Origin of the sequence: Arsenophonus sp. aPb (assembly GCF_029873475.1) — a bacterium.
GTDB lineage: Bacteria > Pseudomonadota > Gammaproteobacteria > Enterobacterales > Enterobacteriaceae > Arsenophonus.
Window position 1 is genome coordinate 1643379 of the sequence record NZ_CP123499.1, and the last position, 18286, is coordinate 1661664.

At 33.6% G+C, this 18286-nt stretch carries 13 protein-coding genes; 5 read left to right on the plus strand and 8 right to left on the minus strand.

The annotated features are described in order from the left end of the window. Nucleotides 1-49 precede the first annotated feature (49 nt). The gene (gene cls / locus QE177_RS07320) at nt 50-1510 is read left to right on the plus strand and encodes a cardiolipin synthase (protein WP_280548343.1); all 1461 of its coding nucleotides are present in this window, start codon (nt 50-52) and stop codon (nt 1508-1510) included. Between the two features lie 497 nt (nt 1511-2007). On the opposite strand, the gene QE177_RS07325 is transcribed toward cls, so the two are convergent. Then, a complete protein-coding gene (locus QE177_RS07325) occupies nt 2008-2652 on the minus strand; it encodes a YchE family NAAT transporter (protein ID WP_280548345.1) in 645 nt (214 codons plus the stop codon). Between the two features lie 500 nt (nt 2653-3152). Here QE177_RS07325 and adhE point away from each other — a divergent pair, with 500 nt between their 5' ends. Next, nucleotides 3153-5819 carry a bifunctional acetaldehyde-CoA/alcohol dehydrogenase gene (gene adhE, locus QE177_RS07330; protein ID WP_280548347.1) on the plus strand — a complete coding sequence of 889 codons (2667 nt, stop codon included), beginning with the start codon at nt 3153-3155 and terminating at the stop codon, nt 5817-5819. A gap of 176 nt (nt 5820-5995) precedes the next feature. On the opposite strand, the gene QE177_RS07335 is transcribed toward adhE, so the two are convergent. Beyond that, the gene (locus QE177_RS07335; protein ID WP_280548349.1) at nt 5996-6625 is read right to left on the minus strand and encodes a thymidine kinase; all 630 of its coding nucleotides are present in this window, start codon (nt 6623-6625) and stop codon (nt 5996-5998) included. 617 nt (nt 6626-7242) lie between these two features. Between QE177_RS07335 and QE177_RS07340 the strand changes: the two genes are divergently transcribed. Then, nucleotides 7243-7659 carry an H-NS family nucleoid-associated regulatory protein gene (locus tag QE177_RS07340; RefSeq protein WP_026821972.1) on the plus strand — a complete coding sequence of 139 codons (417 nt, stop codon included), beginning with the start codon at nt 7243-7245 and terminating at the stop codon, nt 7657-7659. 861 nt (nt 7660-8520) lie between these two features. On the opposite strand, the gene galU is transcribed toward QE177_RS07340, so the two are convergent. Continuing rightward, the gene (galU, locus tag QE177_RS07345) at nt 8521-9429 is read right to left on the minus strand and encodes a UTP--glucose-1-phosphate uridylyltransferase GalU (protein WP_280548357.1); all 909 of its coding nucleotides are present in this window, start codon (nt 9427-9429) and stop codon (nt 8521-8523) included. Between the two features lie 154 nt (nt 9430-9583). Next, nucleotides 9584-10600: a two-component system response regulator RssB gene (gene rssB / locus QE177_RS07350; protein WP_280548359.1), complete on the minus strand. Its 1017-nt coding sequence runs from the start codon at nt 10598-10600 to the stop codon at nt 9584-9586. A gap of 707 nt (nt 10601-11307) precedes the next feature. On the opposite strand from rssB, the gene purU reads away from it, so the two are divergent. Continuing rightward, entirely contained in the window at nt 11308-12153 is an 846-nt protein-coding gene (gene purU, locus QE177_RS07355) for a formyltetrahydrofolate deformylase (RefSeq protein WP_280548362.1), read from the plus strand. Nucleotides 12154-12542: 389 nt separating this feature from the next. On the opposite strand, the gene QE177_RS07360 is transcribed toward purU, so the two are convergent. Continuing rightward, the gene (locus tag QE177_RS07360) at nt 12543-13406 is read right to left on the minus strand and encodes a LysR family transcriptional regulator (RefSeq protein WP_280548364.1); all 864 of its coding nucleotides are present in this window, start codon (nt 13404-13406) and stop codon (nt 12543-12545) included. Between the two features lie 470 nt (nt 13407-13876). Between QE177_RS07360 and xthA the strand changes: the two genes are divergently transcribed. Continuing rightward, nucleotides 13877-14686: an exodeoxyribonuclease III gene (gene xthA / locus QE177_RS07365; protein WP_280548366.1), complete on the plus strand. Its 810-nt coding sequence runs from the start codon at nt 13877-13879 to the stop codon at nt 14684-14686. Between the two features lie 20 nt (nt 14687-14706). Here the strand turns inward: xthA and QE177_RS07370 are convergent, their stop codons facing one another. Genes QE177_RS07370 through QE177_RS07380 form a run of 3 tightly spaced genes read right to left on the minus strand, consistent with a single transcriptional unit; the run spans nt 14707 to nt 18261 of the window. Beyond that, nucleotides 14707-16653 carry a DNA topoisomerase III gene (locus QE177_RS07370; protein ID WP_280548368.1) on the minus strand — a complete coding sequence of 649 codons (1947 nt, stop codon included), beginning with the start codon at nt 16651-16653 and terminating at the stop codon, nt 14707-14709. Between the two features lie 3 nt (nt 16654-16656). Beyond that, nucleotides 16657-17700 (minus strand): selenide, water dikinase SelD, encoded by a 1044-nt coding sequence (selD, locus tag QE177_RS07375; RefSeq protein WP_280548369.1) that lies wholly within the window; start codon nt 17698-17700, stop codon nt 16657-16659. Nucleotides 17701-17709: 9 nt separating this feature from the next. After that, nucleotides 17710-18261, minus strand: a complete 552-nt coding sequence (locus QE177_RS07380; RefSeq protein ID WP_280548371.1) for an NAD(P)H nitroreductase — start codon at nt 18259-18261, stop codon at nt 17710-17712. Nucleotides 18262-18286 lie beyond the last annotated feature (25 nt).

Here is an 18286-nt window from a genome sequence, read left to right on the forward strand (position 1 = left end):
AGATAATTAAGAGTATTCAACTAACTCTAAAATAGGAACATCTTTGCCTATGGCAACCGTCTACATATTATTGAACTGGGCTTTACTTTTTCTGTACTGGCTAATGATCGCCACGGTTACTATACGCATTTTATTAAAACGACGCCCGGTTACTTCGGCCCTGACCTGGCTATTGATTATTTATATTATTCCACTGGTTGGCGTTATTGCATATCTGGCTTTTGGTGAGTTACACCTTGGCAAACGACGAGTAATGAAAGCAAAGAGGATGTGGCCTTCAGTTGAAACCTGGCTTGAAAAACTCAAACAATCTAAACATATTTTTTGTAAAAGTAACAGCCGAGTGGCTGAACCTTTATTTGAACTCTGCGAAAAAAGACAAGGAATTGGCGGCGTTAAAGGTAATAAAATTCAACTTTTAACCAATTATCAAGACGCTTTGACTACTATTATACGCGATATTAACGCAGCCCATTATAATATCGAAATGGTATTTTATATTTGGCAAGACGGAGGATTAGTTGATGAAGTTACGCAAGCCCTGATTAATGCGGCAAAACGTGGTGTAAAATGCCGAATTATGATTGATTCTGCCGGTAGCTGGTCTTTTTTTCATAGCCATCAACCAAAAAAAATGCGACAAGCTGGAATAGAACTAATAGAATCATTAAAAGTAAATTTGTTCCGTTTTTTTCTTCGTCGAATGGATCTGCGTCAACATCGAAAAATAATCATTATTGATAATTATATTTCCTATGTTGGTAGTATGAATATGGTTGATCCTCGCTTTTTTAAGCAAAATGCCGGTGTGGGCCAATGGGTAGATATCGTCGTCCGGATGGAAGGACCTGTCTCAACAACACTTGGCATTGTTTATGCCTTTGATTGGGAAATGGAAACGGGTCAACGCATTCTTCCCCCCCCCCCCGATACCAATATTATGCCATTTGAACAATCAAGTGGTCATACAACCCAAGTGATTGCTTCAGGCCCCGGTTTTCCGGAAGAATTAATTCAGCAATCTTTAATAACCGCTATTTTTTCTGCACGTAAGCAGTTGATCCTAACTACCCCTTACTTTGTTCCCAGTGATGATCTAATTCATGCTATTTGTACTGCAGCGATGCGAGGCGTAGAAGTATTAATGGTCATCCCTAATCGAAATAATTCTTTTTTAGTTCGTTGGGCAAGCCGGGCATTCTATTCGGAATTATTAGAAGCCGGCGTTAAGATTTATCAATTCAACGATGGGCTTTTACACACTAAAAGCCTATCTATTGATGGTGAGTTAAGCCTAATCGGTTCAGTTAATTTAGACATGAGAAGCCTTTGGCTTAATTTTGAAATTACTGTTGTTATTGATGATAAGAGTTTTGGTAACGATTTAATATTAGTTCAATACGATTACATTGCTCGCTCTACGCCTTTGATTCAGAAGAATTGGAATAAACGCCCGTTATGGAACCGTGTTATCGAACGTATTTGCTATTTTTTTAGTCCGTTATTGTAATTTTTTATAAAAAGATAAGGTACAAAAAATTATTTTTGTTAAATTAAACTTAATACCAATAAATCAACCAATAACATTTTTTTCCATAATAGTCAGATAATGATATTCATATATACATCTTGGTTATAAAAATAAGGCTAATTTTTATAAATTATGGTGCACACAGTTAATTAGCTAATTAATTCATTGTGCAAATCGCCAGCATAACTTACATCTACAAGCGTTATAATCAAACTGATTACTAACAAAAAATGTTTCAATTTTAAATCATTAATCACCAAATTAGTCATAAACTAAAATGAATATCGCTATCTTAGCAAACGAGTGTTTTTTTAACCTATATAAATGAGATTTATCATGGATTAATAATTTATAAAATTTACAACTATTAGATAAATAAAATTTTTAATATTTGATTTTATAACAATATCAAATCAATATCCGAAAATTTTATAAATAAATCATAAATATCACTGAGTTATAATGTTATTGTTAGTTTAAAGCAATCCGGGAAAAACTGATTTAGTCCCTGTGATGATAAACTCAATTCCAAGTGACATTAATAGTAATCCCATAATACGAGTAACAACATTAATTCCCGTTTGTCCTAAATACTTAACTAGAATTGTTGCTGAGCGAAAAAGTAACCAACAGCACAAAGCAAAAAAGATACAAGTTAACGATAGACCAACTAAATTTTGCCATCCCAGCCAGCGAGAAGACCAGACAATACATGAACTGATTGCTCCAGGCCCAGCCATTAATGGAAGTGCTAAAGGAACAACACCAATGCTGTCACGAATAACGCTTTCTGATTTTTCTTGTTTATTCTGCTTATCTTCACCTATTCGACCACTAATCATAGACATAGCAATGGCCGCAATGACTATTCCGCCAGCAATACGAAAAGAATCAATAGAAATACCAAATAATTTTAAAAAAACCTCACCCACCAATAACGAAATACATAAAATAATTGCCACAGAAAAATTAGCTACTAAATTAGTTCGATTTCTTTCTGTCACAGATTGATAATTAGTCATACTAATAAATACAGGCAAAATTCCTATCGGATTAACTAACGCAAAAAGACCTAAAAAAAACTTAATATAATTAGGAAGATCCAGTAAAGTACCAACCACAATTGTGTCCCTCACTCAAAAATTAATGCTTAGCTAAAAATTAATTATTCATAACAAATAATGTTTAGCCTAGGCAGGAAAAACACTTTATCTTAGCGTAGCATACTTATCTAGCTAAAATTTAAAAACTCAATCCAATAACAAAATAAGTTTCTAAATTAGATGCTATACGAAATTTTGCTAACTTAACTTTTGCTATTTACTTATATTGCTAATTGAAATTATCCTTATATAAATTATTACTGAATTGATTCAGTATGCACTTTTTTTGATAAAGATCACTTTAGCGCTATTTATAAATGGTAAGCTATATATCTATTGAGTACTCATAAATATAATGAGCGTTTTTGTTTATTTTTATAATGGGAATTTTTTAAGTCAATTAGCTTACAAAAAAATTAATCAGCACTTATATAATATGTCACGTCATATTTAATTATATTGCTCCTAATTTAGGCTAATTGACTAAAAAAATTTAACATTTATTAGGAGTAACCATTATGTCTGTAACTAATGTTACTGAACTCAATGAACTTGTTGCGCGTGTCAAAAAAGCGCAACAAGAATTTGCTAATTTTACCCAGGCTCAAGTTGATAAAATTTTTCGTGCTGCTGCTCTTGCAGCTGCTGATTCTCGCATTCCTTTAGCAAAATTAGCAGTTGAAGAATCAGGTATGGGAATTATAGAGGATAAAGTGATTAAAAATCATTTTGCTTCAGAATATATTTACAATGCCTATAAAGATGAGAAAACTTGTGGCGTCCTGTCAGAAGATCTTACTTTTGGAACTATAACAATCGCTGAACCTATTGGCTTAATTTGTGGCATTGTTCCAACAACTAATCCTACTTCAACAGCCATTTTTAAATCTTTAATTAGTCTAAAAACGCGCAACGGTATTATTTTTTCTCCCCACCCTCGTGCTAAGAAAGCTACTAACAACGCCGCCAAAATTGTTTTACAAGCCGCTATTGCTGCAGGTGCACCAAAAGATATCATTGGCTGGATTGATGAACCCTCCGTCGAACTTTCAAATGCATTAATGCATCACCCCGATGTTAATCTTATCTTAGCAACCGGTGGCCCGGGCATGGTGAAAGCAGCTTATAGCTCAGGAAAACCTGCCATCGGCGTAGGTGCGGGTAATACACCTGTAGTTATTGACAGCTCTGCCGATATTAAACGTGCAGTTGCTTCAATTTTAATGTCAAAAACTTTTGATAATGGTGTTATTTGCGCCTCAGAGCAATCTGTTATCATTGTGGACGAAATTTACAATCAAGTACGCGAACGTTTTGTCACTCATGGCGGCTACTTATTAAAAGGTAAAGAGCTTAAAGCGGTACAAAACATTATTTTAAAAAATGGTAATTTAAATGCCGCTATTGTTGGTCAACCTGCGGTAAAAATTGCTGAACTAGCCGGCATAAAAGTACCCCTAAACACTAAAATTTTAATCGGGGAAGTAAAAGCCACAGATGAGAGTGAACCCTTTGCCCACGAAAAACTCTCGCCATTACTTGCCATGTACCATAGTAAAGATTTTGCTGATGCCGTTGGAAAGGCAGAAAAATTGGTTGAGATGGGAGGTATCGGTCATACTTCTTGTCTTTATACCGATCAGGACAATCAAACTGAACGAGTTAATTATTTCGGCGAAAAAATGAAAACCGCACGCATCTTAATTAATACTCCGGCATCTCAAGGTGGGATTGGTGATCTTTATAATTTTAAATTAGCTCCTTCATTAACATTAGGATGCGGCTCCTGGGGTGGAAATTCTATTTCTGAAAACGTGGGACCTAAGCACCTAATTAATACTAAAACGGTAGCGAAAAGAGCAGAAAATATGTTGTGGCATAAACTTCCTAATTCTATCTATTTTCGTCGTGGTTGCCTACCAATAGCGCTGGAAGAAATTGCTACTGACGGGGCTAAGCGGGCTTTTATTGTTACTGACAGTTACTTATTCAATAATGGTTATGTTGATGAAGTCGTTAAAGTATTAAAAGCTTATAATGTAGAAACTGAAGTCTTTTTTGAAGTTGAAGCTGATCCAACGCTGAGCATTGTTCGTAAAGGTGCCGCTTTAATGCATACCTTTAAACCAGATGTGATTATCGCATTAGGTGGCGGGTCTCCTATGGATGCAGCTAAAATCATGTGGGTAATGTATGAACATCCTGAAACCCATTTTGAAGAGCTTGCTTTACGTTTTATGGATATTCGCAAACGGATTCATAAGTTTCCTAAAATGGGTGTTAAAGCCAAAATGGTTGCTATCACCACTACATCAGGTACGGGCTCTGAAGTCACACCCTTTGCTGTTGTTACTGATGATGCTACCGGCCAAAAATATCCTTTAGCTGATTATGCAATTACGCCAAATATGGCAATTGTTGATGCAAATCTGGTCATGCATATGCCTAAATCACTTACTGCATTTGGTGGACTCGATGCGATTGTTCATTCATTAGAAGCCTATGTTTCAGTTCTTGCAAGTGAATACTCTGATGGACAAGCTTTGCAAGCTTTAACGCTGTTAAAAGAATATTTACCAGCAAGTTATCTAAATGGGTCAAAGGATCCGATTGCTCGTGAACGAGTGCATAATGCAGCAACCATCGCTGGAATTGCCTTCGCTAATGCCTTTTTAGGCGTTTGCCACTCAATGGCTCATAAGTTAGGCTCCGAATTCCATTTACCCCATGGCCTAGCTAATGCGCTGCTAATTGAAAATGTCATTCGCTATAACGCTAATGATAATCCAACGAAGCAAACAGCATTCAGCCAATATGATCGCCCTCAAGCTCGTCGTCGCTATGGTGAAATTGCTGATCATTTAGGGCTAACATCACCGGGTGATCGTACGGCCAACAAAATTGAAAAACTCCTTAATTGGTTAACAACACTTAAAACTGTACTCGGCATTCCTAAATCTATTCGTGAAGCTGGGGTAGCAGAAAAGGATTTCTTAGCGAAGGTTGATAAGTTATCTGAAGATGCCTTTGATGATCAATGTACCGGTGCGAACCCGCGCTTTCCTTTGATCGCTGAACTAAAACAAATTATGTTGGATTCTTACTATGGTAATAATTTTACCGAAGAGAAAAATATATTTCTGCCTGCTGAGGAAAAAAGTCATCGAGTAAAAGAATCTATTTAATAAACATTTTATTTGTAACCATTTATTTAATAATTAGCACTGAAAATATATTCGGTGCTTTTTTAATCTCAAAATATTTTATCAATCCTTATTTGAAAATAATTTAAAATAAAAATAGTTATTATAGGTAATTAATTTTCTTTTAAGAATAATAAGTGAATAAAGGAAGTCAAAAGTTATTTAAATGGAACAACTGAAAAAGGTTTTTCACCCGCCTCAATACATTTAGTGTGCTTAATTGCATCCACATAATGTCTACGACAAACTGAAATATATTTCTCATTGCCACCAATTTCAATCTGCTCTCCTTGATAGACAGCAAGTCCATTATCATCTAATCGCAAAACCCTACTTGCTTTACGCCCACAATAACAAATAGTTTTTAGTTCGATAAGCTTATCTGCCCAAGCTAACAGATAGTGACTGCCAATAAATAACTCACCACGAAAATCTGTTCTTAATCCATAACACAGAACCGGTATGTTGGTATAATCAACAATTTCACAAAGCTGAGTAACTTGTTCTTTAGTTAAAAACTGACACTCATCAACGAGTACACAATGAATTTTTTGATAGCTATTTTTTTCTTTTATTAATCTCCCCATATCTGTCTGTTGCGAAAATAATATTGCATCTGCAACTAAACCAATTCGGGATGTTACTTTACCTTGAACAAATCGGGTATCAATCTCAGCGGTGAAAATAAGGGTATTCATCCCCCGTTCATTATAATTGTATGAAGACTGAAGTAGTGAAGTTGATTTACCCGCATTCATTGCTGAATAATAGAAATAAAGCTGAGCCATTAGCCCTTTCCTCTTAGCTATTTAGACAAACATTTTGAAAGTTTACCACATACATTATCAAACATTATTCTTCATTTCATTTGATTATAAATATTGATAACTAACATAACAGATTTTTTAGTAATGTTTATAGTTATGAAAAAGTCACTATGTTTTAAATGCCATTTTCTACAAACAACAGCTTTATTTTAACAAAGTATGTGATAAGAAAAGATTATTAATAGCTAACATTCATCATAAAACTTAGATACCTAGTAGTAATAACTCAACAAAAGCTTAATAAGCAAACTCTTTTACACATATTAAGTTAAAATTTAGTTTATGTTACATACCATAAAGTTGAATAAAAATAAAAAACATCGTCTTTACATATGAATGAAATTCAAATATAAAAGCAATACTATCATTTTCGTATAGATTTTTAAGTATGCTCGGTATCTAATATAAGATATATAATATTTTCCAGTAAAAGCATATATTGCTTTTGCAAAGAAGTTTAAGTTTAAAAAAACAATAAATTTAACCTTATTTTGTAACTTCACTATTGCAGAAAATAAAATAGCATTCTATTATTAGTAGACATCAGCCAACATTCATTTTAATTCGAGACCAGGATAATGAGCGATTCATTGAAATATTTTAAATCATTAAATAACATTCGTACCTTACGCGCTATAGCAAGAGAATTGTCGTTAGAAATATTGCAAGAAATATTCGATAAATTCAAGACCGTTGTTGAAGAACGAATCGAATATGAAAAACAAGAAAGAGCACAATTAGAAGTTCATAGTCAAAAAATTGCAAAATATATTAAATTACTTGAAGGAGAAGGACTCAGTCTAGATGATCTAGTAACTGCAAAGGCTCCGGCAAAAACATCTAGCCGTACTAAACGTGCTGCAAGACCAGCTAAATATCAATATAAAGATGAAAATGGTGAAATTAAAACTTGGACCGGTCAAGGTCGTACACCAGCAGTCATTAAAAAAGCAATGGAACAAAAAGGTAAAAAATTAGACGATTTTTTAATCTAAATGTTCTTTCTCTACTTTAAAAATACCCTTTATATAAAGGGTATTTTTATTACACATATTATTAACATTTGTCATACAATAAATAACCGGCCTTAATAAAGTCTAATAAATATCAAAGAGCAAAAATCCCTGCTTGATAAGATAACATTAATAACGCTTAAATACATTTACCTACAAGTCACTTTTCACAAATAGCTAACGTATATCTTTGACTTAATAAAGATAACAATATCAAAATGTACAACTTCGATTAATATAAATATTTTGTTATAAACAATACATCATGTTATGTAAATTTTTGTCATCTAAACATTCCAAATTATTCCCACAAGAAATAGTATCGTTGATTTTTATTGTCAGAAACTCATGCATTCAATGTTCATTATTAGACTACTCTATATTTATTTTATTAGCCAGGTTGTTAAATTTCATTCTATTCATTATGAAAAAATTTACTATAGAAATAATAAACAGATTACCTTATAAACAAAAGAATAAACAGCTAATCTGATGCATGTTAAATCAATTAAATATAATTACTATACTTTTTTATCATAATTATGATCAGTGTTAGTGTAAATATTATTGATAAAAATTCGCTCACTTACGTAAGAAAATTTAACCAATTGCCTAAACAATATATTAACAGCAAAAATCAAATTATTATTATTTGAAATAGATGTAATATCTCCATTTATACAACATGCTATCCTGCTTATAAAATCGATAAATCTCATTTTAATTTCATGCATAAATAAAACTTGTTAAAATAAATTTATAATAACAAACAGACAATATTTTTATAAAAAAACCATATAGACTTTTTATTTATTTAAGCCAAATTGATTGATAATTAGCAATCTAAGATATTTTTTTTATCCATGCAGAAAATTCGTCACCTAAGGATTCATGCCGCATACTATATTCAACAAATGCTTTTACATAACCCATTTTATTACCGCAATCATGACTCTTACCGTGTAAATGGTAAGCCTCAACGGGTTCACTTTCTATTAACATTTCAATCGCATCAGTTAACTGAATTTCATCACCTGCACCCGCTGGTGTTTTTTCTAATAAAGACCAAATTTTCTCTGACAATACATAACGACCAACAATAGATAGATTTGATGGCGCCTCTTCAGTTTTAGGTTTTTCAACAACACCTTTAATCATTTTGCTTTCACCGGGTTTTAATTCATAACTATTACAATCCACAACACCATAATTAGATACAGATTCTTTTGGTACCGGCTCAACAAGAATTTGGCTGGCTGACGTTTCATGATAACGTTTCAGCATCGCAGTCAAATTATATTGTTTCAAATCAGAGGAATATTGATCAATAATTACGTCAGGTAAAACTACTGCAAAAGGCCCCTCTCCTACCAATGGTTTGGCACACAAAATGGCATGCCCAAGCCCTTTTGCAATACCTTGCCTCGTTTGCATAATTGTGACATGACTTGGACATATGGATTGCACATCATTTAATAATTGCCGTTTGACACGCTTTTCCAAAATCGCTTCTAATTCAAAACTAGTATCAAAATGGTTTTCTATTGAATTCTTTGAAGAATGAGTGACTAAAATAATTTCATTAATACCAGCAGATATACACTCATTCACAACATACTGAATAAGTGGTTTATCCGCCAAAGGCAACATTTCTTTAGGGATTGCTTTCGTTGCCGGTAACATACGAGTTCCTAATCCAGCGACAGGAATAACTGCTTTGCTAACTTTTTTTTCCGCTTTTTTTAGTTGCATTTTTTCTTCCAAGTTACCTATATACAATATGCTATGGAAATGAGACAAATAGATTTTCAACAACTTATGTGGCGAGTATAGCAGTAAAATGTACCAAATAAATAGCAAACTAGAGAAAATTGGCCTAGGTTAACAATCCAGCGAAAGTAACTAATTATAATATTTCTACCAATGAATTAAACATTAACGTCATTCGATGTTTATGATTCCATATTTTACATTGCCAATCCGTGCCCTTTTCCATTATTTGTTGATAAGTCATTGGTTGTAAACTACCTAATGGTGCACTTGATGATAATTTAACTTCTTTGTTCTCTGTTTTTAATTTTACATTAAGTCCTGCTGAAGCTAACACAATTGTTTTGCTTTCAGTATGAAAATAACCTAATAAAATTGGGAATTGTCCTTTAATACCTAAATCCATTAATAAAGTATTTATTTGCTCGAGCATTTCACTAATATTAAACAATCTGTTTGATTGGCTATTAAGATACGTTTGCAATAATTCATTAAATGCGACTCTAAGTAATAATGCAGCCATAACTCCATCACCCGAAGAATACTCAATATCAAGGCAATAAAAGCCTATTTGTTTATCAGAAAGTTCTGCTAAATCAAATAATAATCCAATTTTATTAATATCTTTTAGTTGCCGATAATTAATTTTATAATTTGCCAATGTTTGATTTACTTTGGGCTGCAGCTCAAGTAAAACTGGCAAAATATCATGTTTTTCGTGCTGTATCATTTGCTGAATATGAGAAAGCTCAGCAGATAAGCGAGTAGTTGTTTCTACAATATCTGGATACAAATTACGTGTGATCGTTTCTTTAACGTCATCAAAATCAACAATCGGTTTTAATAAAGCATCTTTTACGCCAAGTCGAAGCATTCTATCCAAATCACTGATTCTATTTGTTCCTGAAATAACAATAACTGGAATTTCACACTTCATTTCTACCAGTTTCTGCATTAAAGTCTCACCACTCATCACAGGCATACTTAAATCACATAAAATCAAATCAAGATGCTCAACAGCATTAATAATATCTAACGCCTCCTGCCCATTACTGGCTGTATAAGTAATCACATCAAATGATTTAAGGTAATTTCTCAGTACGGAACGAAAAACCACCTCATCTTCTACAATTAATATTTTCTTCCCTTTCATATGCCAGCCTTACATTACATAAAATGCCATTGACGATATTATCTTTTTAGAAAATAGTACTTATGATAGAACAAATATTTTACGGATTTACACTTAAAGTTATATATTTTTTTGTATTGAAATATATAATTATTTTTTCACTTATTGGAATCAATTGGTTACTTTTATACAGTTATTATAATTAGAAATTACTTTCTTAATTTTGTTCCTTTTTTCTTTAATCAAAATAATCTCTATTGTAAATCAAAATTATCTTATGTTTGTTCATCCTGTATCTGGCAACTAAAAAACTATTTATTACTTTATTATCAATATCTAAAATTCATATCAGCAAACAAAATAGATGAATAATCAAAAAGCATTGAGGATGATTTAGTCACTGGTAAGTAACATTATTTACTCAATTAAAAGTGAATATAAAGATAAAAATGATTCTTTGTTAAAGTTTTCAGATTAATTAATCATAAATAACTGATAATTATCTATTATAGCGCCTGTTTGCTCTTAATTAATCAATATTCGAAATGATAAAAATGTGAGTAACAATAATACAAAGACTTTTTTTTAAATATTTTTAATGAAATTTTGAAAAAAACATTGCCATAACTGGTCTAAAAGCGTCAAAATTACGACATTTTATGGTAATAAGTTTAAAGTTTGTTATTTTGCGATATTTGTAACAAAAAATTTTAAGGAAAATATTATTCATGCACCAGAACACTCAAAAAAAAATTCTTCGTACCATCTGCCCTGACGCAAAAGGGTTAATCGCTAAAATCACAAATATTTGTTATAAACATCAATTAAATATTATTCAAAATAATGAATTTGTTGATCACCATACGAACTGTTTTTTTATGCGCACTGAACTTGAAGGTATTTTTAACGATAATATATTATTAGCCGATCTCGACGATGCTTTACCATTAGGATCTAAACGCGAATTAAGTACCTCAAATCAACGACGTATAGTTATTATGGTAACCAAAGAAGCACACTGTTTAGGTGATCTATTAATGAAAAGTGTCTATGGCGGTCTTGATGTTGAAATTGCCGCAGTAATTGGTAACCACGAGACACTAAGAACACTGGTTGAACAATTTAATATCCCTTTTCACTACGTTAGCCATGAAAATTTAACGCGTGAACAACATGATCATTTATTAAAACAACAAATTGACCACTATAATCCTGATTATGTGGTTTTAGCGAAATATATGCGCGTACTTACACCTGATTTTGTTCAACATTACCCCAATAAAATTATTAATATCCATCACTCTTTCTTACCAGCTTTTATAGGTGCAAAACCTTATCATCAAGCTTATCAACGTGGGGTCAAAATCATTGGTGCAACGGCTCATTTTGTCAATAATGATCTTGATGAAGGCCCAATTATCACCCAAAATGTGATTAACGTTGATCATAGTTATACTCCCGAGGACATGATGCGAGCAGGTAGAGACGTTGAAAAAAATGTCTTAAGTCATGCTTTATATTGGGTATTAGCACAACGTGTTTTTGTTCATGGCAATCGCACTATTATTCTTTAATTTATCCTCTATTTAATAAAAACTGACTTATTTTTTAAAGGTAATTATTATACAAAGCACATAATATTACCTTTACATAATCATAATTATTTTATTAAATTTCATGTTTCATTAAATAATTTATTTAATTATTTTTTATCATAGATAATTATTTATTATTAACTATGTTAAAAAACGAACACCTTTATTACATTCAAGACTTACCTAAAGAACAAATGCTCAAAATAATACACCTGAATAATAACTTAAATATCAATTAGTTATGATGTCAAAATGGATAAAGTCAATGCGATATCTATTTACTGTTATAAACTTACATGCTATAAACCTTGCTGTTACTAACATCAAGTCCATAGTAATTTTTCCCAATCAAATATTTTACCTATTGATTAATTTATTTTTTCAATCGCATCAATAAACCGATTCAAAATACTACCGTGTGCTTTAGATTTATAAAAATAACAACTATTTGTCATGCTGAGCTCGTCTAACGGTAAAAAAATAATGTCAGGTGTTGATTGGCAGGCTTCAGGTAATTTATCGGTTAAACCGATATAGTCACCATTTTGTATTAATCCATCACAAAAACCACTGTTTTCCATCCACCTAATATTGATTCTATTTGTCCCTAGCGTCGCTTTTGATTCTATATCTCGAATAAATTGACTTTTATATAAAACAGGATCACATAGCCAAGGAAATTGATTCAATAACTTTAAGAGATTCTTTTCGGCATGATCGTAAAGTTGTTTACGACAGCAAATACCAATGGCTTCTTTTTGTGATTTTTTTAACAAAATAAAACGTTCACTTACAATTTTTTCTGAGCTTAAAATTAAAATATTGCCATCATAATCTGATATTTCATTTACCTTATCATAATCAAATTTTAAAACATTTATTGGTATTTTATTAATACCCGCTGTTTGATAAAGTTTTATCAAGTGATGATCTTTACCCCAATCATAATAAATATTAACTACATTACGAAATTCATTACTAACATATCTTTTAGTAATTTCTTTTTCCTGCAAATATAAATTTTTTAAATCATTATAAAGCTCTTGCCCCTCTTTTGTTAGAGTCATGCCGGATTTTTTTCTTTTAAACAATGTCTTACCTAATACAGCTTCAAAGTCTTTAATTGATTTTGCTACAGGGGGTGCCGTGCGGTGCAATATTCTTGCCGCTTTACATAATGAACCTTGTTCAACAACCGCCATAAAAGCTTCTAATTTTCTTGAGAAAAACATAATGATTACTCCACTTCAATCTTAAATATCAAATAGAAATAATTTAAAATTCTATTTAATAATTTATAGCTGACCCAGAAATTCAAAAGAATACCTTTTTACAGCTCGTTAAGATAAAAGCACTTAGACTAATAATTTAAAGAAAAATAATTAAACCTCGATAATTAATTTCATAAATTGATTTTTAGCAAACGACATCATTACATCTGACTATTATTTCCGGACAAAAAACAAATTTTCATATAGTGCATTTTTAATTATAGTTTATTAATTTGAATAAAATTAATTATTTTTTTAAAAATATATATTTTTTTTAATTTTTTAATAGTCATTCACACTAGGTAATATATATATATATAAAATAACTCATTAATAAATAAAAGAAAATGTTTTATCTAATGGGTTACATTTATATATTCAATCTGATAAAATATTTGGATAAATATATTTAAATTAGGTAACCGATTATAATGAAATTTGTCTCATTTAACATTAATAGCCTAAGAGCGCGCATCCACCAACTTGAAGCTATCATCGAAAAACACCAACCTGATGTCATTGGCTTACAGGAGACCAAAGTTGATGATAGCGCATTCCCTTTAGAGCAACTTAATCAATTAGGCTATCACATCTGCTATCATGGACAAAAAGCACATTATGGTGTCGCACTATTTTGTAAACAAAAACCAATCACTATTCAAAAAGGATTTCCTGGCGACGATATTGATGCCCAGCGCCGTATTATTATGGCCGATATTGAGACAAAAAAAGGAATAATTACCATAATAAACGGTTATTTCCCACAAGGAGAATGCCGTGATCATCCAACAAAATTTGCAGCAAAAGCAAAATTTTACCAAGACTTGCAACTTTATATACAAAATAATCTTTCACCTCAATCCCATATTATTATTATGGGAGATATGAATATTAGCCCCACGGATCATGATATTGGCATTGGTGAAATGAATAGAAAACGTTGGTTAAGTGCGGGCAAATGCTCTTTTTTACCTGAAGAACGCGAATGGATGGATAAATTAAAATCCTGGGGATTAATCGATACTTATCGTCAACAAAATCCAGAAATTACTGATCAATTTTCTTGGTTTGATTACCGTTCAAAGGGTTTTGTTGATAACCGAGGTTTGCGTATTGATTTGATTTTAGCATCAAGTTCATTGTTTGCCTGCTGTGGTGAAACTGGCATTGACTATGACATCAGAAGTATGGAAAAACCTTCAGATCATGCCCCCATTTGGGCAAAATTTGAGTTAAATTGAGTTAAGATCAAATGATAACACTATGTTAAGTTATCATTTGATTCCACTTTTCGACGATTTTTCTTCTTTTTTTCTAATAATTTTTTCTCTGTTTTATCTTCGATAACCGATAAGTTACGAAATATGGTTAAATCAGTTTGTTGTTTTGCTTGTTGAATTAACATTTTCAGTGTCTCAGCTAACGGTGACATAAAATCCTGATATCGAAACTGTTTTTCACTGATTTGGGTTAATTTAGACTCCCAATGAGCAGTCATATCAGGTAATACTGCCACCACTGGCAGAACCTTAAATAAGGCAATCCCTGCTGGTGCAGCATGGATATAGCGGCCTTTTTTGACTAAAAATTTCCGTTTAAATAATAGATCAATAATACCCGCTCGAGTCGCTTCTGTACCTAGACCATCCGTTGCTCTCAATACCTTTTTCAGCGCTTTATCTTGTACAAAACGGGCAATCCCTGTCATAGCCGACAACAAAGTGGCATCAGTAAAAGGTTTTGGTGGCTGGGTTTGCTTTTCTATTACCTCACCCTGTTCACAAAATAGTTCATCTTTTACCTTTACTTCTGGTAGTGGTATACCATCGTTATCAGCATCCCGTTCCTTGGTGCTCAAAATTGCTCGCCAACCGGGCTCGACCAAAAAGCGAGCTTTGGCAATAAATTTTCCACCTGCGATCTCCAGTTCAATAACTCGCTTATGAAATTTTGCGCTGGCCATAAATTGGATAATATATTGACTAGCAATCAAGGCATAAATTCTGCTTTCGTTTTGGTTAAGCTCCACTGCTGTTGCGCGGGCGGTTGGAATAATGGCATGATGTGCATCAACTTTTTTATCATCCCAGCAGCGATTTTGCTTATCCAATTCAGTTAGCTCAAATTTTGTGAGGCTGGGCTGATGAATAGAAATAGCCTTTAATACCCCATGACGACTTGCAAAATGCTCTTGTGGTAAGTAACGACAATCAGAACGAGGATAAGTAATAACCTTATGTTTTTCATATAATTGTTGGCAAATATCAAGAACCTCCTTTGCACTCAAGCCATATTTTTTGGCCGCTTCAATTTGTAAAGCCGACAATGAATAAGGCAAGGGCGCAATTTCTGATTCTTGCTTATTTTGATATACAACAACCATGGCAGGCTGATGAGTAATTCTTGCCGCTACATGCTCGGCTAAAGGACGATGAATGAGACGTCCTTCTTCATCCTGATAATCAATGCACGCTTCACTTGGTTGCCAGTTAGCGGTAAAACGTTCTTCATTTGGCGTAATTATATGTGCTTTTACTTCAAAAAAATCTTTGGCAACAAAATGTTCAATATCTTCATCTCTTCTAACTACCAATCCTAATACTGGCGTTTGAACTCGGCCAACGGATAATACCCCTTGATAACCCCCACGCTGCCCGAGCAAAGTATAAGCCCGCGTCATATTTATGCCGTACAACCAATCTGCTCTAGCTCGAGCCAATGCAGATACACAAAGTGGAATAAAATCACGATTATTTCTTAACCGTTCGATGGCTTTAAGCACCGCTTGTGGATTGAGGTCGCTAATTAAACAACGCTGAACAGTCTGTTTTTTCTCATTTGGTAAAGCTAAAAAATCTAATACTTCATCCACCAGCAATTGTCCCTCGCGATCAGGATCGCCCGCATGCACAATCTCATCGGCCTGAGCCAATAGTGTTTTAATTGTATTAAGTTGCTTTATAACCGCGGCTCGAGGCTTTAATTGCCATTTTTCAGGTATGATCGGCAAATCAGTTAGTGACCAACGTGCGAAACGGGGATCATAAGCTTCAGGTTCAGCTTGCTCTAATAGATGGCCAATACACCAAGTCACATATTGTGAATCACCACACACAATAAAGCCGTCTTGTCGTTTATGTGGCTTTGGCAAAACATCAGCAATCGCACGCGCTAAACTGGGCTTTTCTGCAATAAATAGACGGCGCATAGCTTATCCCACTACCTCAATCATCGCTCTGCCAGATTTAGGTTTCTCTAGTTGACCGATTGCACTAAAGGATAAATTATTTTGCCAAGCGATTTTTTTAACTTCAGTAATTGCTGTTGGTAAAACAGCCATTAATAATCCTCCCGATGTCTGTGGATCACATAACACATCGCGTTGTAATGATGTTATCTGGCCTAAAAGATGGCCATAACTCGCAAAATTACGTAGGGTTCCACCTGGTACACACCCTTGTTCAATATAACTTTCAATATGCGGTAACTTAGCTATTTGCGAAAAAGCCACCGTCGCCTGTAAATTAGCCGCCCGACAAATTTCCGTTAAATGACCTAACAGCCCAAAACCTGTTACATCCGTCATAGCAGTAACACCCTCAATATTTGCCAACTCTGCACCTAATTTATTTAATTGACACATAATCTCAGTTGCTAACCCTTGATGTTCAGGTAATAATAAATTTTTCTTTTCTGCTGTTGTGTGAATCCCAATACCTAACGGTTTAGTTAAAAATAATTGGCTACCTGCTAAAGCAGTACTATTCTTTTTTACTTTAGCGGTATTAACAACACCTGTCACGGCGAGACCAAATATAGGCTCTGGCGCATCAATTGAATGACCTCCAGCAAGTGAGATGCCGGCATCCTGACAAACCATTCGCCCCCCTTCAATCACTTGCTGTGCTATCTCAGCTGGAATTTTATTAATGGGCCAACCTAATATCGCAATCGCCATAATGGGTTTACCACCCATTGCGTAAATATCACTGATTGCATTAGTAGCAGCAATACGCCCAAAATCAATTGGTTTATCGACTATTGGCATAAAAAAATCCGTTGTACTGATAATCCCTACGCCATTGCCAAGATCATAAATAGCAGCATCATCATTGGTCTCATTGCCCACCAACAAATGAGGATCATTAAATTTTTTACGTTCACTATATAAAATGGTCTCCAATATATTTGGGGCGATTTTACAACCACAACCGGCTCCATGACTGAATTGGGTTAATTTGATTTCTGATGGCATATTTTTTCCTTAATAATAACTGACAAAATCCTTTATATCTTGCGCAGATCCTTTCATAGGAAGGTTGAATTTTGGAGTTCCTAAATAGAGAAAGCCAACAATTTTATCATGTTCTTGACAAGCTAAACCTGATCTGACAACCGGATCCGTCGTCCAAGAGCCGGTACGCCAAATGCCAGCAAACCCCTGAGCAACAGCGGCCATCTGCATAGCATGAACACAACAACCAGTAGTAACAACTTGCTCCCAAGCCGGAATTTTTGTATCGACGACAATTTTGGCAATGACAGTAATGATTAAAGGGGCTCGCAAAGGCGCTTTTTTTGCTTTTTCTTCCACCACTTTTCCCAAATTAGCGTTAATTGCCGCTTTTTCTAGTAACTGGCCAAATTTAACCAGCCCTTGATTTTTAATGACGACAAAATGCCAGGGTCTTAATCCACCATGATCAGGTGCTCTCATTCCGGCCGCCAAAATATTATCCAGTGATTGATCTTCAGGTGCTGGTGTTGTCAGATGGCTCATGGAACGACGGGTTAATAATAGCGTTAAAGCATCCATAGACTCCTCCTTGTTGATATTAACT